We start from the raw sequence: 22,111 nt of genomic DNA, 5'->3' as shown, positions 1-22,111 counted from the left end.
CGGGCGCGGCCGCGTGATGGTGCCGGCTGCCAGGTTCGAACTGACGACCCCCTGTTTACAAGACAGGTGCTCTACCAACTGAGCTAAGCCGGCGCGGGTCCCCGAGGGGACCTGGAAAGCATACCGTCGCGCGGCGACGGGATCCGCTACTCCGCGGGGGTCTCGGTCGGCTCAGGCTCCGCGGTCTCGCTCGGCGCGGGCTCGGGCTCCTCTGTCGCCTCGGGCTCCTCGGCGGGAGTCGGCGTCGGCGAGGCCGTCGAGTAGTAGGCCTCGCTCGAGACGGTGAGCACGAACTGCGCGAACTCGGCCGGGTCGTCGAGCTGCCCCTGATACGGACGGCCGTTCACGAGGATCATCGGCGCGCCGGTCAGGCGCACGTCCTCGGTGTCGGGGAGCGGCTCCTCGAGGACGCGCTGGGTCGTCTCGCTCGCCCAGGTCACGAAGTCCTCGTTCTCGATGCACTCGCGCACGGCCTTCGTGTCGTCGACGCCGACGGCGGCCGCGAGCGCGGCGAGCTCCTTGTCGGTGTACCCCTCGCTGTCGACCGAGGGCTGCTCGACGAGCAGCTCGTGGTTGAAGGCGAGCGCCGACTCGGGCGCGTGCGTGCGCACGCAGGCGACCGCGCCCGCTGCGCGCAGGGAGTACTTCGAGCCGTTCGACTTGGCCGTGAGCAGGGCCACGGGGTGGTACGAGAGGTCAGCCGCGCCCTGGGCGACCCACTCCGCGAGCTGGGACGAGTTCGTCTGCTCGAACTGCGCGGACCCCTCGGACAGGTAGTCGACATACACGCGGATGCTGACGGCGGACGCCGAGCTCGCGCGCTCCGCCTCGGGCGCAGCGGGCTCGGTGGCCTCGAGCGAGCTCGTCACCATGGGCGACAGGTCATCGGAGTCGGCGACGACGATGCCGTCGTCCTCGAGGTTCTCCGGTGTCAGGGTCGGGCGGTTGAGGGCGGGAACGACGACGCTCGTCACCGCGAACGCGATCGCGGCGACGCCCGCGACGATCACGAGGGTGATCCCGCCTCGACGCAGCATCTTCGCGCGCGTCTGCTTCGCCTTGACCTTCTGCGCCTTCTCCCGCACAGCATCGCGTCGCTCGCTGCCCGGGGGAACGATCGGGTTCTCGTTCGTCATCGCCTGCTCGCACTCCCCTTCGCCGCCACGGGTACCGGCGGTCGACCTCGAAGAGGCTAGAGCGTGTCACTGGGAAATGCCCCGGCAGACACGGCAGATCCGCCGTCTCCGCGCCCGCGCCATCCGCTCATCAGCAAACGATTTCCCCACGCGCGCGGATTCGATGGCATACTGAGCCGAGACCCGACGAGGGGTCTACGGCGGTTCGCACCGTCGGTTCCATTCACTACGGATCGTCCGGCACGTACCTGCCGGTGAAGGAGAAGAACCATGGCCAGTGTCACTTTCGACGACGCCACCCGCCTCTACCCGGGCGGAACCCGTCCCGCGGTCGACAAGCTGAACCTGGAGATCGGCGACGGCGAGTTCCTCGTTCTCGTCGGCCCCTCGGGCTGCGGAAAGTCCACCTCGCTGCGCATGCTCGCGGGCCTCGAAGAGGTCAACGACGGCCGCATCCTCATCGGCGACCGCGACGTCACCGACGTGCCGCCGAAGGACCGCGACATCGCGATGGTGTTTCAGAACTACGCGCTCTACCCGCACATGACGGTCGCCGAGAACATGGGCTTCGCGCTCAAGATCGCCGGCGTGAGCAAGGACGAGCGCGCCAAGCGCGTTCTCGAGGCCGCCAAGCTCCTCGACCTCGAGCAGTACCTCAACCGCAAGCCGAAGGCCCTGTCGGGTGGTCAGCGTCAGCGCGTCGCGATGGGCCGCGCCATCGTCCGCGAGCCCCAGGTGTTCCTCATGGACGAGCCGCTGTCGAACCTCGACGCCAAGCTCCGCGTGCAGACCCGCACGCAGATCGCGTCGCTCCAGCGTCGCCTCGGCGTCACCACGGTCTACGTCACGCACGACCAGACCGAGGCGCTCACGATGGGCGACCGCATCGCGGTCCTCAAGGACGGCCTCCTCCAGCAGGTGGGCACGCCGCGCGACCTGTACGAGAAGCCGAACAACGTCTTCGTGGCCGGCTTCATCGGCTCGCCCGCGATGAACCTGTTCCCCGCGGAGATCGCCGAGGGCGGCATCCGCTTCGGCACGAAGGTCGTGGGCGTCGACGCGTCGGCGCTCAACAAGGCGCACGGCTCCAAGGTGACGGCGGGCGTCCGCCCCGAGGACTTCATCGTCGGCCCCGCCGGCAGCGAGGGCCTCGCGGTCAAGGTCGACCTCGTCGAGGAGCTCGGCGCCGACGGCTACCTGTACGGCCACGTCGAGGGCTCGGACGCGCAGATCGTCGCGCGCGTCGATGGCCGCCGCCACCCGATGGCTGGCGACACCGTCTCGCTCCTGCCGACGCCCGACCACATCCACGTCTTCGACGTGGAGACCGGCGAGCGCCTGCTCGACAAGGCGATCGTCTCGGCGTAACGCTGTCACCGCGCGACGGCGCGGGCGAACCTCCGGGTTCGTCCGCGCCGTCGCCGTTTCTGGGGGAAGATCTTCTCTATGGCCGATTCGCTCCGCATCACCGCCGCCGAGATCGACCCGCAGCTGCTCACGCTGCCCTGGCGGACGAAGCTCGCCGAGTGGCCCAGCAGCGCGATCGTGAAGCTCCCGAAGGGCATCTCGCGGCACATCGTCCGCTTCAGCGAGCTGTCGGGGATGGTCATCGCCGTCAAGGAGACGACGGCGCACATGGCCCAGCGCGAGTACGAGCTCCTCGGTACGCTGCAGCGCCTCGAGGTCCCGTGCGTGCGCCGCGTCGCGGTCATCGACGGGCGCACCGACGAGCAGGGCAACCCGCTCCCCGCGGCCCTCGTGACCGCGCATCTGAAGTTCTCGATGCCGTACCGCGCGCTGTTCACGCAGACGCTGCGCCCCGACACCGCCACGCGCCTCGTGGATGCGCTCGCCCTCCTCCTCGTGCGCGTGCACAAGGTCGGCTTCCGCTGGGGCGACGTCTCGCTGTCGAACACGCTCTTCCGCCGCGACGCCGGCGCGTTCGCCGCGTACCTCGTCGACGCCGAGACCGGCGATCTCTATGAGGGCGGGCTGACGGATGGCCAGCGCGAGCACGACATCGACATCGCGCGCACGAACATCGCCGGCGAGATCATGGACCTCGAGGCCGGCGGACGCGTCGAGATCGGCGTCGACGCCGTCGAGGTCGCCGATCAGCTCGTCGCGACCTACCGCGAGCTGTGGTCGGCGCTCACGGAGGCCGAGTCGTTCGCCCTGACCGAGACCTGGCGGATCACCGAGCGCGTGCAGCGGCTCAACGAGCTCGGCTTCGACATCGACGAGATGACGATCCAGACCGACCCCGACGGCACGCGCGTCTCGATCCAGCCGAAGGTCGTCGACGCGGGGCACCACCGTCGCCGCCTGCTGCGTCTCACGGGCCTCGACGCCGAGGAGAACCAGGCCCGCCGTCTCCTCAACGACCTCGACGAGTACCGCTCGCGGATCTCGCGCTCGTCCGACGAGGAGGTCGCCGCGCACGAGTGGGTGACGCGCGTCTTCGAGCCGGTCGTCCGGGCCATCCCCTATGAGATGCGCGCGAAGCTCGAGCCCGCCGAGGTGTTCCACCAGGTGCTCGAGCACCGCTGGCATCTCTCGCAGGCGCGCGGTGCATCCGTGCCGCTCGCCGAGACGCTCACGAGCTACATCCGCGACGTGCTGCGGCACCGGCGCGACGAGGCCACGATCATGGGCCCCCTCACGGAGACGCTCACCGAGCCCCTCGCGACGGCCTCGGGAGAGGCGCGCGACTGGCGCGACCTGGTCTGACCGAACGGGGCAGGGCCCGCAGGCGCCTGCCCCGTTTCGCGGCGAACCCGCGCTGTCGCGCGGGTTACGCCTGGGCGCCGCGGATCGTCGAGACCTGGTAGAGCGCGACGGATGCCGCGATGCCCGCGTTGAGCGACTCGGTCACGTCGGAGATCGGGATGGACACGACCTGGTCGCACGTCTCCGTCACGAGGCGCGAGAGGCCCTTGCCCTCGCTGCCGACGACGATGACGACCGGGCGGTCGGCGAGCTCGATCGAGGGCAGCGACACGTCGCCGTCGCCGTCGAGGCCGAGCACGAAGACGCCCTGCTTCTTGAACTCCTTGAGCGTGGTCGTGAGGTTCGGCGCGATCGCCACGGGGATGCGCGCGGCGGCGCCCGCGCTCGTCTTCCACGCCGCCGAGTTCACGCTGGCCGAGCGGCGCTGCGGCACGATGACGCCGTGGCCGCCGAACGCGCCGGTCGAGCGGATGATCGCGCCCAGGTTGCGCGGGTCGGTGATGCCGTCGAGCGCGACGAACAGCGGAGTCGCGCCCGTGTCGACGACCTGCTCGAGGAGGTCCTGGGGGTGCGCGTACTCGTACGGCGGCACCTTGAGCGCGACGCCCTGGTGGACGCCGTCGAAGCCGGCCATGCGGTCGAGCTCGGGGCGGGTGACCTCGAGCACGGGGATCTCGCGGTTCCGGGCGATCGCGAGCATCTCCTTGACGCGGTCGTCCATCTCGACGCGCTGCGCGATGTAGAGCGCGGTCGCGGGGATCTTCGCGCGCAGGGCCTCGAGCACGCTGTTGCGCCCGGTCACGTTCTCGGTGTCGTCCTTCGGGCGCGACGAGCGCTGCTGCGGCTTCTGCGCGCTCCCGCCGCGCTTGGCGGCGAGGCGCTCGGCGGCCTGCTTGCGCTTGTGCGCGACGTGGTACGGCCGGTCCTCGGCCTTCGGGGTCGGGCCCTTGCCCTCGAGCGACCGGCGGTTCTTGCCGCCCGTGCCCTTCGTGGGGCCCTTCTTGCCCTTCGCGGCGCCGGGTCGTCCAGGCTTAGCCATTGATGCTCCAAGTGGTTCCGTGTGCGGTGTCTTCGAGGGCGATGCCCGCCGCGGCGAATGCATCGCGGATGCGGTCGGCGCTCGCCCAGTCCTTCGCCGCACGCGCCTCGGCGCGCTGCGCGATGAGCTGCTCGACGAGGGCGGAGAGGGACTCTGCCGTCGGGCCGTCTCCGGAGCTCCGCGCGAGCGCGCCGAACGGATCCAGGCCCAGGACGTCCATCATGGCGGACACGGCTGAGAACGCGCCCCGCGCCGCCGCCTCATCGCCCGCATCGAGCGCGGTGTTGCCCGCGCGGACGGTCTCGTGCACGACCGCGAGCGCCTGCGGGACGCCGAGGTCGTCGTCCATCGCGTCCGCGAAGGCGCCGGGGATCTCGGCCGCCTCGGGGCGCGGATGCACCCGCAGGAACCGCTCGAGGAAGCCGCGGATGCGCGCGAGCGCCGCCTCCGCCTCGCGCCACGACGCGTCGGTCAGGTCGAGGCTCGAGCGGTAGTGGGCTGCCGCGAGCGCGTAGCGGACCACGAGCGGATCCTCGGCCGCGAGCACGTCGGCCGCGAGCGTGAAGTTGCCGAGCGACTTCGACATCTTCTGCCCGTCGACCGTGACGAGGCCGTTGTGCACCCAGTAGCTCGCGAACGCGTCTCCGGCGGCGGTCGACTGCGCGAGCTCGTTCTCGTGGTGCGGGAAGCGCAGGTCGAGCCCGCCTCCGTGGATGTCGAAAGCCGGTCCGAGGTAGCGGCGCGACATCGCCGAGCACTCGATGTGCCATCCGGGGCGCCCCTCGCCCCACGGCGACGCCCACACCGCGCTGCGCGGCTCGTCGGGCTTGGCGCCCTTCCAGAGCGCGAAGTCGTGCGGATCGCGCTTGCCGCGCGGATCCGCGTCGGCCGCGTCCTCCATCGCGTCGACCGACTGGCGTGTGAGGGCGCCGTACGCGCGCCACGACCGCACGTCGAAGTAGACGTCGCCCGCTGACGCATACGCATGACCCCGCTCGATGAGCTCCTGGATGAGCTCCTGCATCTGCGGGATGGATGCGGTCGCGCGCGGCTCGTAGGTCGGGGGCAGGATGCCGATGGCCGCGTAGGCGGCGGTGAACTCCTGCTCCATGCGGTAGGCCAGCGCCCACCACGGCTCGGCCTCGGTCGCGTTGGCGAGCACCTTGTCGTCGATGTCGGTCACGTTCCGCACGAACGTCACGCGCGGGTAGCGGTGCGCGAGCCATCGCCTCAGCAGGTCGAAGGCGAGGGCGCCCCGCAGGTGCCCGATGTGCGGGCCGGACTGCACCGTCGGGCCGCACACGTACATCGTCACGTTCTCCGGGTCGAGAGGCGCGAAGTCGCGCAGCGTCTGAGCGCGGGTGTCGTACAGCCGGAGAGTCACCCCCTCAGACTACTGGCCGCCGTCCGCCCCGCCCCGGCGGCCCGCGTCACACGGACGTCATCCGGAGCGTGTAGAACCGAAGGGTGATGTCCGTCCTCGCCGTGCTCGCCGCGGCCGTCCTGTTCGGGACGACGGGGACGGCGCAGGCCCTCGGCCCCGACGGCACGACGCCCCTCGCGGTGGGAGCCGTCCGCGTCGCGGTCGGCGGTCTCGCCCTCGCCGCACTCGCGGCGGTCGCCGGCGCGTGGGCGCGACGCACGGGCGGCGTCCGGTCTCCGCGGCCCGAGGCGCGCCCGCTGCTCCTCATGGCGATCGCGGGCGTGTGCCTGTTCGCGTACCAGCCGCTGTTCTTCCTCGGCGCCTCGGTGAACGGCGTCGCGGTCGGCACGGTCATCGCCCTCGGCTCCTCCCCCGTGCTCGCCGGCGCGATCGAGGGAGCGCTCACGCGCCGCGCGCCGGGGCGCACCTGGATGGTCGCGACCCTCATCGCGACCGGCGGCGTGGCCCTGCTCGCCCTGGGCGGTCAGGAGGGCGCGGCGACCGCGCCCCTCGGCGTGGCCGCCTCTGTCGGAGCCGGCGCGTCCTTCGCCGTGTTCGCCGTCGCGCAACGGCGCCTTCTCGACGGCGGCTGGCAGCCCCTCACCGTGATGGGCGTCGCGGGTGGCGTCGCGGCCGTGCTCGCCGCCGCACTGCTGCCCTTTCAGGACCTGGCATGGCTCGCCCGCCCTGACGGCGCCGCGATGGCGCTGTGGCTCGGCCTCGGCGCGACGACGCTCGCCTATGCCTCGTTCACGTGGGGCCTGCGACGTGTGCCCGCGCCGACCGCCGCGACCCTCACGCTCGCGGAGCCGCTGACGGCCGCGCTGCTCGGCGTGATCGTGCTCGGCGAGCGCCTCGCGCCGCTGGGCATCGCGGGGCTCGCGGCCCTCGCCATCGGACTCGTCCTGCTCGCCAGGGGCGCGCGGCGCCCCATCCGCCCCTACGCCCTGGAGGCCTGACATGACCATCGACATCCGCGTCGACGACCTGACCCACCCCGCGACCCAGGCGCTCGCGGCCATCCACCTCGCGGGCATGCACGCCGGCACACCCGCCGAGAGCGTCCACGCGCTCGATCTCGACGGGCTGCGGCATCCGTCGGTCACGCTGTGGTCGGCGTGGATCGACGATCAGATCGCCGGGATCGGCGCGCTCAAGCGCCTCGACGACGAGCGCGGCGAGCTCAAGTCGTTCCGCACCGCCGAGACGCACCTGGGCCGCGGCGTCGCCCGCGCCGTTCTGCGGCACATCATCGCCGAGGCGCGAATGCGCGGGATGGCGTCGCTGTGGCTCGAGACCGGCAGCGACGCCGCGTTCGCCCCGGCGCGCGGCCTGTATGCGAGCGAGGGCTTCGTCGAATGCGGGCCGTTCGACGACTACGTCCTCGACCCGCTCTCGACCTTCATGACGCGCACGCTCTGACGCGCGCGGCTCACGCGCGGTGCACGAGGGCGACCGCGAACGCCTGCACGCCCTCCGCGGCGCCCGTGAACCCGAGGCCGTCCGTCGTCGTCGCCGACACCGTCACGGGCGCGCCGCCGAGCGCGGCGGACAGTGCCGCCTCGGCCTCCGCTCGCCGCGGCGCGAAGCGCGGCCGTGCGGCCTGCACCTGCACCGAGACGTTGCCGATGGTCCACCCCTCGGCCGCCAGGTAGGCGCGGGTGTCCTCGAGGAACGCGGCGGCGTGCGCGCCGGCGAACTCGGGGCGGTCGGTCCCGAAGCGCGAGCCGATGTCGCCGAGGCCTGCAGCGGAGAGCAGCGCGTCGACGATCGCGTGCGCGACGGCATCCCCGTCGGAGTGGCCGGACAGGGCGGGCTCGCCCGGCCACTCGAGGCCCGCGAGCCAGAGCGCGCCCTCGCCGCCGAATGCGTGCACGTCCGTCCCGACGCCGATGCGGGGCAGGGCGGGGCCGGCCGGGGCCGGGCTGATGAGAGTCCGCGCGCGCTGCAGGTCGGCCGGCGTCGTGATCTTGAACGCGCGCGCGTCGCCCTCGACCGACGCGATCGGATGGCCGGCGGCCGCGACGAGGGCCGAGTCGTCGGTGTGCTCCTCGCCCGCCACACGGTAGGCCGTCTCGAGGATGTCGCGTCGGAAGCCCTGCGGCGTCTGCGCGGACGCGAGCTCCGAGCGGTCGACGACCCCCGTGATCAGCTCGCCGTCGACTCGCTTGATGGTGTCGACGACCGGGAGAACGGGCACGACGCCCCATCCGGTCCGCTCGACGGCGTCGACGACCCGGTCGATGAGCTCGGCCGGCGCGAGCGCGCGCGCCGCGTCGTGCACGAGCACGATCTCGACGTCGGGCCAGACCGCGGCGAGACCCGCCGCGACGGACTGCTGGCGGGTGCTCCCGCCCGCCACGACCGAGACGAGCTCACGGCGCGCGCCTGCTGCCTCCTGCGCGTCGGTCAGCGCCTCGCCGACCCGCTCCTCTGGCGCGACGACGACGACCTGCGCGGGCCGCGCGGCGAAGACGCGGTCCAGGCAGTGCCGGAGGATCGTGTGGTCGTCGATCCCGACGAAGGCCTTGGGCGCGCCGGCGCCGAGGCGCGTGCCGGATCCGGCGGCGACGACGATGACGGCGACACGGGGCGACGGCGTGACGGTGCTCACACCCCCACGGTACCCGCCGGACGCGGAACGGCCCGGCTCACCTCAGGTGAACCGGACCGTTTCGATCGATCGCGCGTCAGCTGCTCGCGAGGACCTCGTCGAGGAGCTCTGCGGCCTTCTCCTCTTCGACCTTCTCCGCGAGCGCGAGCTCGGAGACGAGGATCTGGCGGGCCTTGGCGAGCATCCGCTTCTCGCCGGCGGAGAGCCCGCGGTCCTGGTCGCGGCGCCACAGGTCGCGCACGACCTCGCTGACCTTGATGACGTCGCCCGAGGCGAGCTTCTCAAGGTTCGCCTTGTAGCGGCGCGACCAGTTCGTCGGCTCCTCGGTGAACGGGGCGCGCAGCACCTCGAACACCTTGTCCAGCCCCTCCTGGCCGATGACGTCGCGCACGCCGACGAGGTCGACGTTCTCTGCGGGGACCTCGATGACGAGGTCGCCCTGCGTGACGTTCAGCTTGAGGTAGATCTTCTCCTCGCCCTTGATGACGCGAGTCTTGACTTCGGTGATCGTCGCCGCCCCGTGATGGGGGTACACGACCGTCTCGCCAACCTCAAAAAGCATAGAATTGTGTCCTTTCGGCGATCTCAAGGATATCACAGCTCGCGATGCACTAAGGTTCGCGCGGCATCGGCCCGCATGCCACGCCATCCGCGTGATCACGGGCCCGCACGCCATCCCTTTAGAATGGCGTGGGAGCGTCTGCCGACGGGCGACGCCGCAGCATCTGGAGGATCCGTGAACACGCGCGCACTCGCGTCCGCCGCCCTTGCCGGCCTCGTCATCCTGGGAGCCACGGGCTGCCAGGCCATCACGTCGCAGGCGACGACGATCAAGTACTCCGCGTCGGACGGCGTGAACGTCCCCGATGCCGAGGGCGCGCCCGTCGAGATCCGCAACGCGGTCATCATCGCCGACGAGGACGGCGACCAGGGCAACCTCGCCGCCGCGCTCGTCAACCGCACCGACAGCGCCGCGACCCTCACGCTCGAGTGGGGCGACGAGCGCGAGACGGTGCGGATCCCGGCCGAGAGCGTCGTGAGCCTCGGCACCGAGGAGACCGAGCCGCTGCTGCTCGACGCGATCGACTCCCCCGCGGGCTCGACGCTCCCCGTCTACTTCCAGTCCGGCGACGCCGAGGGCGTCCTCACCGAGGTCCCGGTGCTCGACGGCTGCCTCGAGCAGTTCGCCGACCTCGTGCCCGGCGGCGGCGCGAGCGACTGCGAGAAGGAAGCCCCCGCCGAGCACGGCGAAGAGGGCCACTGACCCGACGCCCGATGGCGTGAAGAAGGGCCGAGCGGAGATCCTCCCGCTCGGCCCTTCTTCGCGTCCTGGGGTCAGCCCTCGAAGCGGTAGCCGAGGCCGCGCACGGTCACGAGCATGACCGGCTCGCTGGGCACCTTCTCGATGCGCGAGCGGATGCGCTTGATGTGCACGTCGAGCGTCTTCGTGTCGCCGAAGTAGTCGCTGCCCCACACGCGGTCGATGAGCTGGCCGCGCGTGAGCACACGGCCCGCGTTGCGCATGAGCACCTCGAGCAGCTCGAACTCCTTGAGCGGCATGTTGATCTGCTCCCCGTCGACCGACACCGTGTGGCGGTCGATGTCGAGCGTCACGCGGCCGCCCTCGAGCACGCGCTCGTCGAGGTCGGCCTCCGCCTGCAGCGAGCGGCGCATGACCGCCCGCATGCGCGCGAGCAGCTCGCGCGCCGAGTACGGCTTCGTGACGTAGTCGTCGGCGCCGAGCTCGAGCCCGACGACGATGTCCACCTCGGAGTCCTTGGCCGTCAGCATGATGATCGGCACGGCCGACGTCGTGCGCACCTGGCGGCAGACCTCGGTGCCCGGCATCCCGGGGAGCATGAGGTCGAGCAGGATGACGTCGGGCTCCTGGTCCCGGAACGCCGCGAGCGCGGCGTCTCCGTCCTCGGCGATCTCGACCTCGTAGCCCTCGCGCCGCAGCAGGTAGGCGAGCGGGTCGGCGAGGTCGGGTTCGTCCTCCACGAGCAGAACACGCGTCATTCGTTCTCTTTCCTTCCGTGGCGCCTCGTCACGCGGCGTCGACCGCGCGGGCGCCCTTCCTCTTGCGTTTCGCGGACTCGGCGCCGACGAGCGGGGCCTCCGTGCGCGGGAGCCTGATGGTGAACGTCGACCCGCGATCGGGCTGCGACCAGAGCCGCACCTCGCCGCCGTGCCGATTCACCGCGTGCTTCACGATCGAGAGGCCGAGACCGGTGCCTCCCGTGCGGCGCGAGCGCGCCTGGTCGGCGCGGTAGAAGCGCTCGAACACGCGCTGCTGGTCGGCCTCCGCGATGCCGATGCCCTGGTCGGTCACGGCGATCTCGACGGCCTCCGCGGTTCCGCGCACGCCGATGCCCACGCGCGAGCCGCGCGGGGAGTACGCGATGGCGTTCGCGACGAGGTTGCCGAGCGCTTCGACGAGGATGGTCGCCGAGCCGCGCACGAAGAGCCCGCGGTCGCCGCCGCGCACGAGCGCGACATCCGCCGACTCGGCCTGCACCTGGTACTGCTCGAGGGCAGCGGCGACGACCTCGTCGATCGCGACGTCGCCGACCTCGGTGAGCTCGTCCGCGGCCTGCAGCTTGGACAGGTTCATGATGCGCCCCGTGAGCTGGCCGAGGCGCTGCGCCTCCGCCGACATCCGCGCGGCGAAGCGGCGCACCTGCTCAGGATCATCGGAGGCCGACTCCATCGCCTCGGCGAGGAGGCCGATCGCCCCGACCGGCGTCTTCAGCTCGTGGCTCGTGTTCGCGATGAAGTCCTGCCGCATCTGCTGCAGGCGCTCCTGCTCCGAGATGTCGCGCACGATGAGCAGCGTGAGCCGGTCGGCGATCGTCGTCGCGCGCGCGACGACGAGGCGGGTGTCGTCGGAGATCCGGCCGCGGCGGATGCGCAGCGTCTGCGACTCGGTCGAGGAGCCGAGCCCGCGTGCGGCCTTCACGAGCTCGCGGAGCTCGGGCTGCTCGAGCCCCTGCCCCGGAGTCAAGCCGAGCCACGTCGCCGATGCCGAGACCGAGACGACGGCGCCCGAGGAGTCGATCACGGCCGTCGCGTCGTCGATCGCGTCGAGCGCGGCCGTGAGCGCCGGCGGAAGCGCAAGGCTCTGCTCGCGCAGCGCCCGCTCCCTGGCGCGGAACGCGAGCACCACGATCAGGGTCACGCCGACGCCGAGGATGATCCCTGCGGCGAGCGCGAGCAGCGCGAGCTGCGTGGAGTCCATGTCTCCAGAGTAGAGTGCAGCCGAGAGCCCCTCTGGACGAATGGGCTCGTCGGGGCGCCGCCCCGACGCACTGTTCACCGACCGGGCACCGGCCGTTCACCTTCGCGCATGACAATCGCGAGGCGCACAGGCCAGTGTGAGAAGCCGCCGCTGCGCGGCCGAGACCCGAAACCGACGAAAGGTTCGCCAGATGCGCGAAGTCTTCCACCAGGCCCTCGAGGACATCCAGAACCGGCTGGTCGAGATCGCCGAGCTGGTCACGGTGGCCATCGACAAGGCCACCATCGCCTTCGAGAACGGCGACGTCGCCCTCGCCGAGGAGGTCATCGCCGATGACGTCCGCATCGACGAGCTGGCCCTCTCGGTCGACGAGCTCGCGATCGACACGCTCGCGATGCAGCAACCCGTCGCCCGCGACCTCCGCATCATCGTGAGCGCGCTGCGCACGAGCGCGTCGCTCGAGCGCATGGGCGACCTCGCCGAGCACATCGCGCAGCTCGCCCGCTCCCGCTTCCCCGAGCGCGCCATCCCCAAGGGCCTCAAGAGCACGTTCGTGAAGATGGGCAAGCTCGACGTCGAGGTCGCGCGCACGCTCGTCGAGCTCCTGCGCACGCAGGACCTCGCCTACGCCGCGCAGATCCGCGACGCCGACGACGTCATCGACGAGCTCCACGCGACCGTCTACGAGAAGGTGCTCAGCGAGGCGTTCGCGGGCGACGCGAGCCACGTCATCGACGCCGCTCTCGCGAGCCGCTACCACGAGCGCTTCGGCGACCACGCGGTCTCGATCGCGAAGAAGATCGTCTACCTCGCCACGGGCGACTGGACCGGCTCCGCCGACCCCGAGATCGAGGTCGTGGACCGCACGCCGGGCGTCTGACCCGAGAACGACGAAGCGCCCCGCCGGTCGGCGGGGCGCTTCGTCGTTCTCGCGCTACTTCTTGCCCTGGGCGGCGACCGCTGCGGCGCCGGCCGCTGCGGCCTCCGGGTCGAGGTAGCGGCTCGGGCCGGTCGGCTTCATGTCGTCGTCGAGCTCGTACACGAGCGGGATGCCCGTCGGGATGTTCAGGCCAGCGATGTCGTCGTCGCTGATGCCGTCGAGGTGCTTCACGAGCGCGCGCAGCGAGTTGCCGTGCGCCGTGACGAGCACGGTCTTGCCGGCTGCGAGGTCGGGCACGATCTCCGACTCCCAGTACGGCAGCAGGCGGTCGATGACGATCTTGAGCGACTCGGTGCCGGGGATCTCGCCGTCGATCCCGGCGTAGCGCGGGTCGTGCGTCTGGGCGTACTCGTCCTCGGGGTCGATGACGGGCGGCGGCACGTCGAACGAGCGACGCCACTCCATGAACTTCTCCTCGCCGAACTCGGCGAGCGTCTGCGCCTTGTCCTTGCCCTGCAGAGCGCCGTAGTGGCGCTCGTTCAGGCGCCACGAGCGCTTGACGGGGATCCAGAGGCGGTCGGCCGCGTCGAGCGCGATGTTCGCCGTCTGGATGGCACGGCTCAGCACGGAGGTGTGGAGGATGTCGGGCAGCACGCCCTGCTCCTTCAGCAGCTCGCCGCCGCGCTGGGCCTCGGCCTTCCCCTGCTCCGTGAGCCGCACGTCGACCCATCCGGTGAAGAGGTTCTTCTCGTTCCAGTCGCTCTGCCCGTGGCGGAGCAGGATCAGGGTGTGCGTCATACCTGACATGCTACCGAGGCGGCGCGAGGCCCGATGCCGCGGCCCCCGTGCGTTCACGCGAGAATGGAGGCATGCCGACGACCGAGGGCCGCCCGACCCGCGGCACGACCGGCACGAACCGGCTGCGCCGCGTCGACCGCTGGATCGCGCAGCACCCCGCGCTCCTCGGCGCGGGCGACCCGCTCGTCGTGGATCTCGGCTTCGGCGCGAGCGGCGTGACGGCGCTCGAGCTCGCCGCGCGCCTGCGTCGCGCACGCGCGGATGTCGAGGTGCGCGGTCTCGAGATCGACCTCGAGCGGGTCGAGCGCGCGCGGGCGCAGCTGGCCGACGTCCGCTCGGGGCGCACCGTGTTCGCGCCCGACATCGCGGTCTCGTTCGCACGCGGTGGATTCGAGATCCCGACGGAGGGCGGGCGGCGGCCTGCCGTCGTGCGCGCGTTCAACGTGCTGCGGCAGTACGACGAGCACGAGGTCGCTGCGGCGTGGCGCCGGATGGCCGAGCGCCTCGCGCCCGGCGGCGTCCTCATCGAGGGCACATGCGACGAGCTCGGCCGCGTCTGCGCGTGGGTCGACGTCGCGCCGACCGGAGAGGCCGTCCGCTTCACGGTCTCGCTGCGGCTCGCCGATCTCGAGCGCCCCGGCATCGTCGCCGAGCGGCTGCCGAAGGCGCTCATCCACCGCAATGTGCCCGGAGAGCGCGTGCACGCGTTCCTGCAGGCGCTCGACGGCGAATGGGAGCGCGCAGCGCACCTCTCCCCCTTCGGCCCCGTGCAGCGCTGGATCGCGACGGTCGAGGCGATGCGCCGCGGCGGATGGGATGTCGTCGGCACCCGGCGGCGGTGGCGGCTCGGGGAGCTCACGGTCCCCTGGGCGGCCGTCGCGCCCGCCTGAGGGCGCGACGCGATCAGATGCGCGGGATGGCCGCTGCCGCTTCGGCGTGGGTGAGACCGCTCGCGACGAGCAGGTCGACCGCGAACGGGCGCAGCGCCGCGAGCAGCGCGAGCTCGCCCTGCGACGCGTCGGGCATCATCGCCGCGGGATCGAGCCGCCGCGCGATCGCGAGGAGCGCCTCTCGCGCCGCGGGCTCGGCGGAGATGTCCTCGAGCGCGTGCGCGACGACGCCCGCCGCGCGCTGGAGCTCGGCGAGCGGCTCGGCGATCGCCGGGCGCGGCTCGCCGTCGCGCACGACGTAGGCCGCGCGCCGCGCGACGACGCGCAGATTCCGGGCGGCGAGGTCGACGCTCTGCAGGACGCGCGCGTGGCGGGCGAGCTCGATCCGGCGCGAGCGCAGGAACGGCGAGAGCGCCGAGACCGCCTGCGCCGACTCGAGCGACGTGCGCCAGGCGTCGACATCGCCCTGCAGTCCGCGCGCCTTCTCGAGCCCGCGATCCGCCCGCACGGCGTCGCCGCGTCGGAGCCCCTGGACGACGCGCCCCATCGCCGCGTCGAGTGCCGCGAACAGCACGCGGGCATCGCGCAGCTCGGTGCTCATCGGGTTGCGCGGCAGCAGCGCGGTCATGACGATCGCGAGCGCCCCGCCGATCGCCCCGTCCGCGAGCCGGAGGAACGGCAGCGGCCCAGCCGGCAGCACCATCGCGATCGCGGACTGGATGGCCGCCGCGACGGCGAACTGCGGAGAGGGCATGAGGAAGCGCGCGACGAGGAGCGTGACGGCGAGCGTGAGCGCGAGCTGCCACGGCCCGGAGCCGAAGACGAGGCGGAGCAGCTCGGAGATGAGGATGCCCGTGAGCATGCCCAGCACCGTCTCGACGACCTTGCGCGGCCGCGCGTCGCGCGCGAGGCCGAGGGAGGAGATCGACACCGTCGCCGCGAGCAGGGGCGCCTCGTGGCCGAAGAGATAGTGCGCGAGGAGGAAGGCGCCCGTGGCCGCGATGACGATCTGGGCGATCGCCGCCCCCGAGTCGCGCACGCGCTCGAGCCCCGGCCGCAGGGAGAGGCGGCGCCGCCATGTGACGGGGATCGCCGCGGTCAGCGGCGAGGTCTCAGGGGCGTCACGCGGCTCGGGCACGTTCCGACGCTACGCCGTCACTGCGCGAGCGGGCGGCGCGACAGGCGCGTGATGCGCGGCACCTCCGCGGTCGCGCCCGCGTCGCCCGGCACGATGACCTCCTGTGCCGCGGCGACCCGCACGCCGTCGGCCTCGACCGCGAGCGTCTCCCCCTCGGGGATGCGGCGGGCGACGATCGCGAGCGCGATCGGGCCCAGCTCGTGATGCCACGCCGACGACGTGACGTGCCCGGCCTCGGCCTCGCCCGCGAGCACGCGCGCACCCCGCTCGGGGAGCACGCTGTCGCTGCCGTCGAGATGCAGCATCACCAGTCGACGCGGCGGATGGCCGAGGTTGTGCACCTTCGCCACGGTCTCCTGGCCGCGATAGCAGCCCTTCGCGAGGTGCACCGCCGACCGCAGCCAGTCGCTCTCGTGCGGCAGCGCCCGCTCGTCGACCTCGGCGGCCCATCGCGGGCGCCAGGCGGCGATCCGCAGGGCCTCCGCGGCGAGCAGCCCGGCGACCGGGAGCGCTGCGGCATCCGCCCACGCGCTCTCCTCGAGGATGGCCTCGGCCCACGCGTGCGCGGCGCCCGGATGCTCCTCGGTGCGCGCGTACTGCCATCCGCCCGCGCTCACCCCCGTCCAGGGGTCCTGCCAGACCAGCGCGACGCCGTTCGGCCGAGCGGCGGCGTCGGCGAGCGCGTGCTCAGCGCCGCCGCCGCGCACGAAGCCGGCCACGCGGAGGTCGGGGCGCAGGGCCACCTCGACCTGCGCGCGGAAGCGCATCATGCCGAGCCACTTCGCGAGTCCGGCGGCATCCGCCGCGTCGGCGATGAGCCATGCGGTCGCGCCGTCGTCGATCACCGCCGCCGCGTGCTCGACGTGGCCCTGCGGGTCGAGAACGAGCAGCTCGGTGCTCACGCCGGGCGCGAGGCGCGCGACGGCCTGCGACGTGATGGAGTCGAGCCACGTCAGCCGCTCGGGCCCCGAGACCGCCACGACGGCACGGTCGCCGCGCGGGACGATCGCCTCCCCCTGGGCGAGGGCGCGCTGCTCCCGCGTGGGGTCGCCGAAATGGGCGACGCCGTCATCCGAGAGCACGGCCCCGGGGATCTGGGCGAAGGGATCGGTCATGCTCCCATTCTCCGGCTAGTCGGTGCGGGCGAGGCGCGCGGAGGCGTGCGACCCGAGCTCGCGGCCCAGCGCCGCGATGTCCCACGCCCACAGGAGGTGTCCGTCGACGAGGCCGTACATCCGCGTCGCGGCGGCGTAGTGCTTCGCGCCGGCGGTGCGGACGACCGCGTCCGTCGCGATGTCGATGCGGGGCCCCTTGACCTGACCGAGGTAGAGCTCGCTCACGCCGTCCGCGTGCACGAGGTTGACCTCGATCTCGAAGCCGCCGCCCGCTGTGCGCAGGCGCTCGACGTCGTCGGCCGTCCGAGTCGGCTCCGTCTCGAGCGCAGGGAGAAGGCCGGGCCCCGGCGTCGCAGCGGTCGCCGGACGCGAGAGGCGCCAGAAGCCGGTCTCGGCGACGAGCTGCTGCGCGGGGCGCTCGCCCTCGGGCGCGAGCCATGCGGTGGCCGAGTAGTTGAGGTACGGACCGCCGTCATGGCTGAAGCTGACGCGGTGCGTGAACTCGCCCTCGTAGTGGGCATCCCCGACGCGGTAGTCGATGACGCCCGTCCCCTCCCACACTCCGATGAGCCAGGAGAGCGGGACGAGGTCGGCAGGCAGGTCGGTCGGAATCTCGATCACGAGGCTCCGCCCCGGCTCAGCGCTGGCCGCGGAAGAGGTTGACGATCACTGCGCCGGAGCAGAAGGCGATCGCGAGACTCGCGAGGCCCAGCAGGCCGACGAAGAACAGTTCGAGGGCGACGAGATCCATGGCACCACTCTAGTCCTCCCGGCGCGCCCCGGCGACCGCGCTGAGCTCAGCCGGGGACGATCGCGGCGAGCGCGAAGATCGCGGAGACGACGCCCATGATCCCGACCCCGCCGACCGCCGCGGCGGCGACCCGCGAGATGAACCCCTCGGCGCGACCGAGGCGCAGCTCCGCCGCGAAAGCGACGAGGAGGGCGGCGCCCGCGCCGACGGCGAACCATCCGAACCGATCGGCGGGCGCCACGAAGATGCCGATCGCGATCGCGACCACGCCGGCGAACGCCCAGGTCACGGCCAGGCCGACCGGGAATCTGCGCGGGACGAGGACGGGTTCGGTCACGCCCTCCATCATCGCCGATCGCGGGCCCGGACGACAGGATCCACGGTGGCGTGCCGCGCGCGCAGGCGTCTCGCCGCACTTTCGGCTGCCCCTATCATCGGAAGCACGGCGTGGCACCCGCCGCCGGCGAAAGGACCTCGCTTGGCTCAGCTCCTCGTGCTCAGCTCCGCCCCCGGCGGAGCCTCTGCGCTGCCCGCACTCGAGCTCCTCAGCCACCGCGTGCGACAGATCCCCGCGGAGGCCGCTCAGCTCGTGAACGCACCGAGCGCTGACGCGATCTTCCTCGACGCGCGCACCGACCTCGTCGGCGCGAAGGCGCTCTGCAAGATCCTGAACACGGCGGGCATCGACGCACCCCTCGTCCTCATCGTCACGGAGGGCGGCCTGACGGCCGTCTCCCCCGACTGGGGCGTCGACGACGTCATCCTCGCGACGGCCGGCCCCGCCGAAGCCGATGCGCGCATCCGCCTCGTGGTGGGGCGGCGCACCGCGGAGGAGACCTCGAGCCGCGTCCAGACCTCGGGCATCACGATCGACGAGGCCTCGTACTCGGCCAAGGTGCACGGGAAGCCGCTCGACCTCACGTACAAGGAGTTCCAGCTCCTGCACTTCTTCGCGACCCACCCCTCGCGGGTGTTCACGCGCGAGCAGCTGCTGAGCGAGGTGTGGGGCTACGACTACTTCGGCGGCACCCGCACGGTCGACGTGCACGTTCGGCGCCTGCGCGCGAAGCTCGGCGACCTCGAGCAGCTCATCGGCACCGTGCGGAACGTCGGCTATCGGTTCAACGTCTCGGAGGACGACGAGGACGCGCCGGCGCAGGGAGCGCGGAAGGCCTGACGCGCCGCCCGTTCACACGCGCGACACCCGCGGGTGCCAGGATAGGCACATGACGGATGCGCCCCTGGTCGACCCCGGCTTCGACACCGAGGACGACGACTTCGACGAGATCGTGGAAGCCCCCGATGCGAGCCTCCCCGAGCATCGCTTCATGGACCGCGAGCTCAGCTGGCTCGCGTTCAACAACCGCGTGCTCGAGCTCGCGGAGGACCCGGCGCTCCCGCTCCTCGAGCGTGCGAACTTCCTCGCGATCTTCGCGAGCAACCTCGACGAGTTCTTCATGGTCCGCGTCGCGGGCCTCAAGCGGCGCATCGTGACGGGCCTGGCCGTCCCGACGAACGTCGGAACGGCGCCCGCGAAGGTGCTCTCCAACATCTCCGAGCTCGCGCACGAGCTGCAGGCGCGCCACGCGGCCGTCTGGAACGACGACCTCAAGCCCGCGCTCTCCGAGGCCGGGATCGACTTCGTCCGCTGGGACGAGCTCACCGACAGCGAGCGCGCCGACCTCTACGAGTACTTCCAAGCGCAGGTCTTCCCCGTGCTCATGCCGCTCGCGGTCGACCCGGCTCACCCGTTCCCGTACATCTCGGGCCTCTCGCTCAACCTCGCCATCCGCATCCGCAACGCGCGCACGGGGCGCGAGGAGTTCGCGCGTCTGAAGGTGCCGCAGATGCTCCCCCGCCTCGTGCAGGTTCCCGCGAAGGACGACGCGCCCGGCAGCATCCGCTACCTCGCGCTCGAGGACCTCATCGCCGAGAACCTCGCCGACCTCTTCCCCGGGATGGAGATCCTCGACCACCACGCGTTCCGCCTCACGCGCAACGAGGACGTGACGATCGAGGAGGACGAGTCGGAGAACCTCATCCAGGCGCTCGAGGCGGAGCTGCTGCGCCGCCGGTTCGGCCCGCCCATCCGCCTCGAGATCACCGAGGACATGGACGACGTCACCCTCGACCTGCTCATCCGCGAGCTCGACATCTCTGAGCAGGAGGTCTATCGCCTCCCGTCTCCGCTCGACCTCCGGTCGCTCTTCAGCCTCGGGAAGATCGACCGGCCCGAGCTGAAGTTCAAGCCGCACCTGCCCGTGACGCCGCTCGCCTTCCAGCCCGCCGACGCGGACTCGAAGCACGCGCGCGCCGACATCTTCGGCGCCATCCGCAAGGGCGACGTGCTCGTGCACCACCCGTACGAGTCCTTCGCGACGAGCGTGCAGGCGTTCCTCGAGCAGGCCGCGCGCGACCCGCACGTGCTCGCGATCAAGCAGACGCTCTACCGCACCTCGGGCGACAGCCCCATCGTGCAGGCGCTCATCGACGCGGCCGAGGCCGGCAAGCAGGTGCTCGCGCTCGTCGAGGTCAAGGCGCGCTTCGACGAGGCCAACAACATCGAGTGGGCGCGCAAGCTCGAGAAGGCGGGCGTGCACGTCGTCTACGGCCTCGTCGGGCTCAAGACCCACTGCAAGCTCGCCCTCGTCATCCGCGAGGAGAAGGGCCTGCTGCGCCACTACACGCACGTCGGCACGGGCAACTACAACCCCAAGACGAGCCGCATCTACGAGGACCTCGGCCTCTTCACGTGCGACCCCGATGTGGGGCGCGACGTCACCCGCCTGTTCAACGAGCTGAGCGGGTACGCGATCGAGAAGAAGTTCAAGCGTCTCCTCGTCGCGCCGCTCCACCTCCGCAAGGGCCTCCTGCGGCTCATCGACCGCGAGCGCCGCAACGCGCTGGCCGGCAAGCCCGCGCACGTGCGCATCAAGGTCAACTCGATGGTCGACGAGCAGATCATCGACGCGCTCTACCGCGCGTCGCTCGCGGGCGTGCAGGTCGACGTCTGGGTCCGCGGCATCTGCAGTCTCCGCGTGGATCTGCCCGGCGTGAGCGACAACATCCGCGTCCGCAGCGTGCTCGGCCGCTACCTCGAGCACGCGCGCATCTTCGCGTTCGCGAACGACGGCGACCCCGAGGTCTACATCGGCAGCGCCGACATGATGCACCGCAACCTCGACCGCCGCGTCGAGGCCCTCGTCCGGGTCGCGAAGCCGCAGCACATCAAGGAGCTGCAGGCGTTCTTCGACCTCGGGATGGATGACGCGAGCGCGACCTGGCACCTCGGCGCCGAGGGCGTGTGGACGCGCCACCACCTCGATGAGAACGGCAAGCCGCTCGCCGACGTGCAGGATAAGACCATGGCAGCGATCCAGCGACGACGGCGTCCGCGCGCGACTCGATGACGTCAGCGCATCGACCCGTGTACGCCGCGGGGTGCGTGGTGTGGCGCGAGCTCGACGGCGAGCTCCTCGTCCTGCTCGTGCACCGCGGCAAGTACCGCGACATCTCCCTCCCGAAGGGCAAGCTCGATCCGGGAGAGATGCTCGCGGAGACCGCCGTGCGCGAGATCCACGAGGAGACGGGCCTGCGGGTGTCGCTCGGCCCTTCTGTGGGCCAGTCGGTCTACATCCAGCCGTCCGGACGCGAGAAGATCGTGCACTACTGGGCCGCCGAGGCGACGCAGGAGGCGATCCGCGCCAGCACGTTCGTGCCGAACAAGGAGATCGCCGGGCTCGAGTGGGTCACCGTCGGCGCGGCGCGCAAGCGCCTCAGCTACCCGGTCGACCAGGACATCCTCGATCGCTTCGAGCGGCTGCGCCGCGCCGCGAGCCTCCGCACGTTCCCGGTCGTCGTGCTGCGGCATGGGAAGGCCGTCGCGCGCGACGAATGGGGCGGCGAGGACGCCGCCCGTCCGCTGCAGACCCGCGGCAAGGAGCAGGCGAAAGCGATCGTCGGGGCGCTGCGCGCGTTCGGCGTCCGCAAGATCGTCTCGAGCGACGCCGAGCGGTGCGTGAAGACGGTGACGCCGCTGTCGAAGGCGATCGGCCGCCGGATCGTCGAGACACCGCTCATCAGCGAGGACGCATGGGATGCCGGCACGGCGGATGCCCGCGAGGTCGTCGGCCGCCGGGTGCGGTCGGGCAAGCCCGCCGTCATCTGCAGCCATCGGCCCGTGATCCCCGCGCTCATGCGGGAGCTGGCGCTCGCGACCGGGACCGTCCACGGGCCCCGTCTCGAGAGCGCGGCGGGCCTCGACCCCGGCGCCTTCGCGGTCGTGCACCTCTCGGCGACGAACCCCGGGGCGGGCATCGTCGCGATCGAGACGCACGCTCCCGGGGTCTGACGGCGTCT

The 22,111-nt window shown here is 72.0% G+C and carries 22 protein-coding genes and 1 tRNA gene; 10 read left to right on the top strand and 13 right to left on the bottom strand.

Annotated features, from left to right (window positions below):
• Positions 1-17: 17 nt before the first annotated feature.
• Positions 18-93 (bottom strand) — tRNA-Thr (locus ACOWU6_RS08770).
• Between the two features lie 53 nt (positions 94-146).
• Positions 147-1,136 carry a DsbA family protein gene (locus ACOWU6_RS08765; protein WP_271173578.1) on the bottom strand — a complete coding sequence of 330 codons (990 nt, stop codon included), beginning with the start codon at positions 1,134-1,136 and terminating at the stop codon, positions 147-149.
• 270 nt (positions 1,137-1,406) lie between these two features.
• Here ACOWU6_RS08765 and ACOWU6_RS08760 point away from each other — a divergent pair, with 270 nt between their 5' ends.
• Positions 1,407-2,504, top strand: a complete 1,098-nt coding sequence (locus ACOWU6_RS08760) for an ABC transporter ATP-binding protein (protein WP_271173579.1) — start codon at positions 1,407-1,409, stop codon at positions 2,502-2,504.
• Between the two features lie 78 nt (positions 2,505-2,582).
• Positions 2,583-3,866, top strand: coding sequence for a DUF4032 domain-containing protein (locus ACOWU6_RS08755; RefSeq protein ID WP_421075448.1), 1,284 nt, complete (start codon positions 2,583-2,585; stop codon positions 3,864-3,866).
• 64 nt (positions 3,867-3,930) lie between these two features.
• On the opposite strand, the gene rlmB is transcribed toward ACOWU6_RS08755, so the two are convergent.
• Together rlmB and cysS are read right to left on the bottom strand one after the other, a co-directional pair.
• Positions 3,931-4,905 (bottom strand): 23S rRNA (guanosine(2251)-2'-O)-methyltransferase RlmB, encoded by a 975-nt coding sequence (gene rlmB, locus ACOWU6_RS08750; protein WP_271173581.1) that lies wholly within the window; start codon positions 4,903-4,905, stop codon positions 3,931-3,933.
• Positions 4,898-6,289 carry a cysteine--tRNA ligase gene (gene cysS, locus ACOWU6_RS08745; protein ID WP_324014131.1) on the bottom strand — a complete coding sequence of 464 codons (1,392 nt, stop codon included), beginning with the start codon at positions 6,287-6,289 and terminating at the stop codon, positions 4,898-4,900. Before cysS ends, rlmB begins: the two co-directional genes overlap by 8 nt.
• Before the next feature lie 86 nt (positions 6,290-6,375).
• On the opposite strand from cysS, the gene ACOWU6_RS08740 reads away from it, so the two are divergent.
• On the top strand, positions 6,376-7,287 hold the full coding sequence (locus ACOWU6_RS08740; RefSeq protein WP_336619512.1) for a DMT family transporter: 912 nt from the start codon (positions 6,376-6,378) through the stop codon (positions 7,285-7,287).
• A gap of 1 nt (position 7,288) precedes the next feature.
• Positions 7,289-7,750, top strand: a complete 462-nt coding sequence (locus ACOWU6_RS08735; RefSeq protein ID WP_282979420.1) for a GNAT family N-acetyltransferase — start codon at positions 7,289-7,291, stop codon at positions 7,748-7,750.
• A gap of 10 nt (positions 7,751-7,760) precedes the next feature.
• Here ACOWU6_RS08735 and ispD read toward each other — a convergent pair whose 3' ends face one another.
• Complete coding sequence (gene ispD / locus ACOWU6_RS08730) at positions 7,761-8,942, bottom strand: 2-C-methyl-D-erythritol 4-phosphate cytidylyltransferase (protein ID WP_421075447.1); 1,182 nt, start codon at positions 8,940-8,942, stop codon at positions 7,761-7,763.
• A gap of 76 nt (positions 8,943-9,018) precedes the next feature.
• Positions 9,019-9,504 carry a CarD family transcriptional regulator gene (locus ACOWU6_RS08725; protein WP_271173585.1) on the bottom strand — a complete coding sequence of 162 codons (486 nt, stop codon included), beginning with the start codon at positions 9,502-9,504 and terminating at the stop codon, positions 9,019-9,021.
• Positions 9,505-9,678: 174 nt separating this feature from the next.
• On the opposite strand from ACOWU6_RS08725, the gene ACOWU6_RS08720 reads away from it, so the two are divergent.
• Positions 9,679-10,206, top strand: coding sequence for a DNA modification methylase (locus tag ACOWU6_RS08720; RefSeq protein WP_324014128.1), 528 nt, complete (start codon positions 9,679-9,681; stop codon positions 10,204-10,206).
• Positions 10,207-10,277: 71 nt separating this feature from the next.
• On the opposite strand, the gene ACOWU6_RS08715 is transcribed toward ACOWU6_RS08720, so the two are convergent.
• Both ACOWU6_RS08715 and ACOWU6_RS08710 read right to left on the bottom strand, forming a co-directional pair.
• Positions 10,278-10,961, bottom strand: a complete 684-nt coding sequence (locus tag ACOWU6_RS08715) for a response regulator transcription factor (RefSeq protein WP_271173587.1) — start codon at positions 10,959-10,961, stop codon at positions 10,278-10,280.
• Between the two features lie 28 nt (positions 10,962-10,989).
• A complete protein-coding gene (locus ACOWU6_RS08710) occupies positions 10,990-12,180 on the bottom strand; it encodes a sensor histidine kinase (protein ID WP_271173588.1) in 1,191 nt (396 codons plus the stop codon).
• Between the two features lie 190 nt (positions 12,181-12,370).
• On the opposite strand from ACOWU6_RS08710, the gene phoU reads away from it, so the two are divergent.
• Entirely contained in the window at positions 12,371-13,060 is a 690-nt protein-coding gene (phoU, locus tag ACOWU6_RS08705; protein WP_271173589.1) for a phosphate signaling complex protein PhoU, read from the top strand.
• A gap of 54 nt (positions 13,061-13,114) precedes the next feature.
• Here the strand turns inward: phoU and ACOWU6_RS08700 are convergent, their stop codons facing one another.
• Complete coding sequence (locus ACOWU6_RS08700; protein WP_271173590.1) at positions 13,115-13,858, bottom strand: phosphoglyceromutase; 744 nt, start codon at positions 13,856-13,858, stop codon at positions 13,115-13,117.
• Between the two features lie 71 nt (positions 13,859-13,929).
• Here ACOWU6_RS08700 and ACOWU6_RS08695 point away from each other — a divergent pair, with 71 nt between their 5' ends.
• Positions 13,930-14,748: a class I SAM-dependent methyltransferase gene (locus tag ACOWU6_RS08695; protein WP_421075446.1), complete on the top strand. Its 819-nt coding sequence runs from the start codon at positions 13,930-13,932 to the stop codon at positions 14,746-14,748.
• Positions 14,749-14,761: 13 nt separating this feature from the next.
• On the opposite strand, the gene ACOWU6_RS08690 is transcribed toward ACOWU6_RS08695, so the two are convergent.
• The 4 genes from ACOWU6_RS08690 to ACOWU6_RS08675 all read right to left on the bottom strand — a co-directional run bounded on the left by ACOWU6_RS08690 (position 14,762) and on the right by ACOWU6_RS08675 (position 18,089).
• Positions 14,762-15,886, bottom strand: a complete 1,125-nt coding sequence (locus ACOWU6_RS08690) for an FUSC family protein (protein ID WP_421075445.1) — start codon at positions 15,884-15,886, stop codon at positions 14,762-14,764.
• A gap of 17 nt (positions 15,887-15,903) precedes the next feature.
• Positions 15,904-17,001 carry a YgfZ/GcvT domain-containing protein gene (locus ACOWU6_RS08685; protein WP_421075444.1) on the bottom strand — a complete coding sequence of 366 codons (1,098 nt, stop codon included), beginning with the start codon at positions 16,999-17,001 and terminating at the stop codon, positions 15,904-15,906.
• Positions 17,002-17,016: 15 nt separating this feature from the next.
• Positions 17,017-17,622, bottom strand: coding sequence for an FABP family protein (locus ACOWU6_RS08680; protein ID WP_421075443.1), 606 nt, complete (start codon positions 17,620-17,622; stop codon positions 17,017-17,019).
• 176 nt (positions 17,623-17,798) lie between these two features.
• Positions 17,799-18,089 carry a hypothetical protein gene (locus tag ACOWU6_RS08675; RefSeq protein ID WP_271173595.1) on the bottom strand — a complete coding sequence of 97 codons (291 nt, stop codon included), beginning with the start codon at positions 18,087-18,089 and terminating at the stop codon, positions 17,799-17,801.
• A 141-nt stretch (positions 18,090-18,230) separates the two neighbouring features.
• Here ACOWU6_RS08675 and ACOWU6_RS08670 point away from each other — a divergent pair, with 141 nt between their 5' ends.
• The 3 genes from ACOWU6_RS08670 to ACOWU6_RS08660 are packed head-to-tail and all read left to right on the top strand — an operon-like array spanning position 18,231 to position 22,103.
• Complete coding sequence (locus ACOWU6_RS08670) at positions 18,231-18,929, top strand: response regulator transcription factor (RefSeq protein ID WP_421075442.1); 699 nt, start codon at positions 18,231-18,233, stop codon at positions 18,927-18,929.
• 49 nt (positions 18,930-18,978) lie between these two features.
• Entirely contained in the window at positions 18,979-21,162 is a 2,184-nt protein-coding gene (locus ACOWU6_RS08665; RefSeq protein WP_324014121.1) for an RNA degradosome polyphosphate kinase, read from the top strand.
• Positions 21,159-22,103, top strand: a complete 945-nt coding sequence (locus ACOWU6_RS08660) for an NUDIX hydrolase (RefSeq protein WP_271173598.1) — start codon at positions 21,159-21,161, stop codon at positions 22,101-22,103. Before ACOWU6_RS08665 ends, ACOWU6_RS08660 begins: the two co-directional genes overlap by 4 nt.
• Positions 22,104-22,111: the final 8 nt, after the last annotated feature.

The organism is Microbacterium sp. SA156, assembly GCF_049065455.1.
Taxonomy (GTDB): domain Bacteria; phylum Actinomycetota; class Actinomycetes; order Actinomycetales; family Microbacteriaceae; genus Microbacterium; species Microbacterium barkeri.
Note: the sequence above shows the minus strand (reverse complement) of the source record. Positions and strands in the feature narration are given on the sequence as shown.

Bases quoted from the DNA above. Each gene is read 5' to 3' on its own strand.
- ACOWU6_RS08765 (WP_271173578.1), bottom strand. From the start codon at position 1,136: ATGACGAACGAGAACCCGATCGTTCCCCCGGGCAGCGAGCGACGCGAT.
- ACOWU6_RS08760 (WP_271173579.1), top strand. From the start codon at position 1,407: ATGGCCAGTGTCACTTTCGACGACGCCACCCGCCTCTACCCGGGCGGA.
- ACOWU6_RS08755 (WP_421075448.1), top strand. From the start codon at position 2,583: ATGGCCGATTCGCTCCGCATCACCGCCGCCGAGATCGACCCGCAGCTG.
- rlmB (WP_271173581.1), bottom strand. From the start codon at position 4,905: ATGGCTAAGCCTGGACGACCCGGCGCCGCGAAGGGCAAGAAGGGCCCC.
- ACOWU6_RS08740 (WP_336619512.1), top strand. From the start codon at position 6,376: ATGTCCGTCCTCGCCGTGCTCGCCGCGGCCGTCCTGTTCGGGACGACG.
- ACOWU6_RS08735 (WP_282979420.1), top strand. From the start codon at position 7,289: ATGACCATCGACATCCGCGTCGACGACCTGACCCACCCCGCGACCCAG.
- ACOWU6_RS08725 (WP_271173585.1), bottom strand. From the start codon at position 9,504: ATGCTTTTTGAGGTTGGCGAGACGGTCGTGTACCCCCATCACGGGGCG.
- ACOWU6_RS08715 (WP_271173587.1), bottom strand. From the start codon at position 10,961: ATGACGCGTGTTCTGCTCGTGGAGGACGAACCCGACCTCGCCGACCCG.
- ACOWU6_RS08710 (WP_271173588.1), bottom strand. From the start codon at position 12,180: ATGGACTCCACGCAGCTCGCGCTGCTCGCGCTCGCCGCAGGGATCATC.
- phoU (WP_271173589.1), top strand. From the start codon at position 12,371: ATGCGCGAAGTCTTCCACCAGGCCCTCGAGGACATCCAGAACCGGCTG.
- ACOWU6_RS08700 (WP_271173590.1), bottom strand. From the start codon at position 13,858: ATGACGCACACCCTGATCCTGCTCCGCCACGGGCAGAGCGACTGGAAC.
- ACOWU6_RS08695 (WP_421075446.1), top strand. From the start codon at position 13,930: ATGCCGACGACCGAGGGCCGCCCGACCCGCGGCACGACCGGCACGAAC.
- ACOWU6_RS08685 (WP_421075444.1), bottom strand. From the start codon at position 17,001: ATGACCGATCCCTTCGCCCAGATCCCCGGGGCCGTGCTCTCGGATGAC.
- ACOWU6_RS08665 (WP_324014121.1), top strand. From the start codon at position 18,979: ATGACGGATGCGCCCCTGGTCGACCCCGGCTTCGACACCGAGGACGAC.
- ACOWU6_RS08660 (WP_271173598.1), top strand. From the start codon at position 21,159: ATGACGTCAGCGCATCGACCCGTGTACGCCGCGGGGTGCGTGGTGTGG.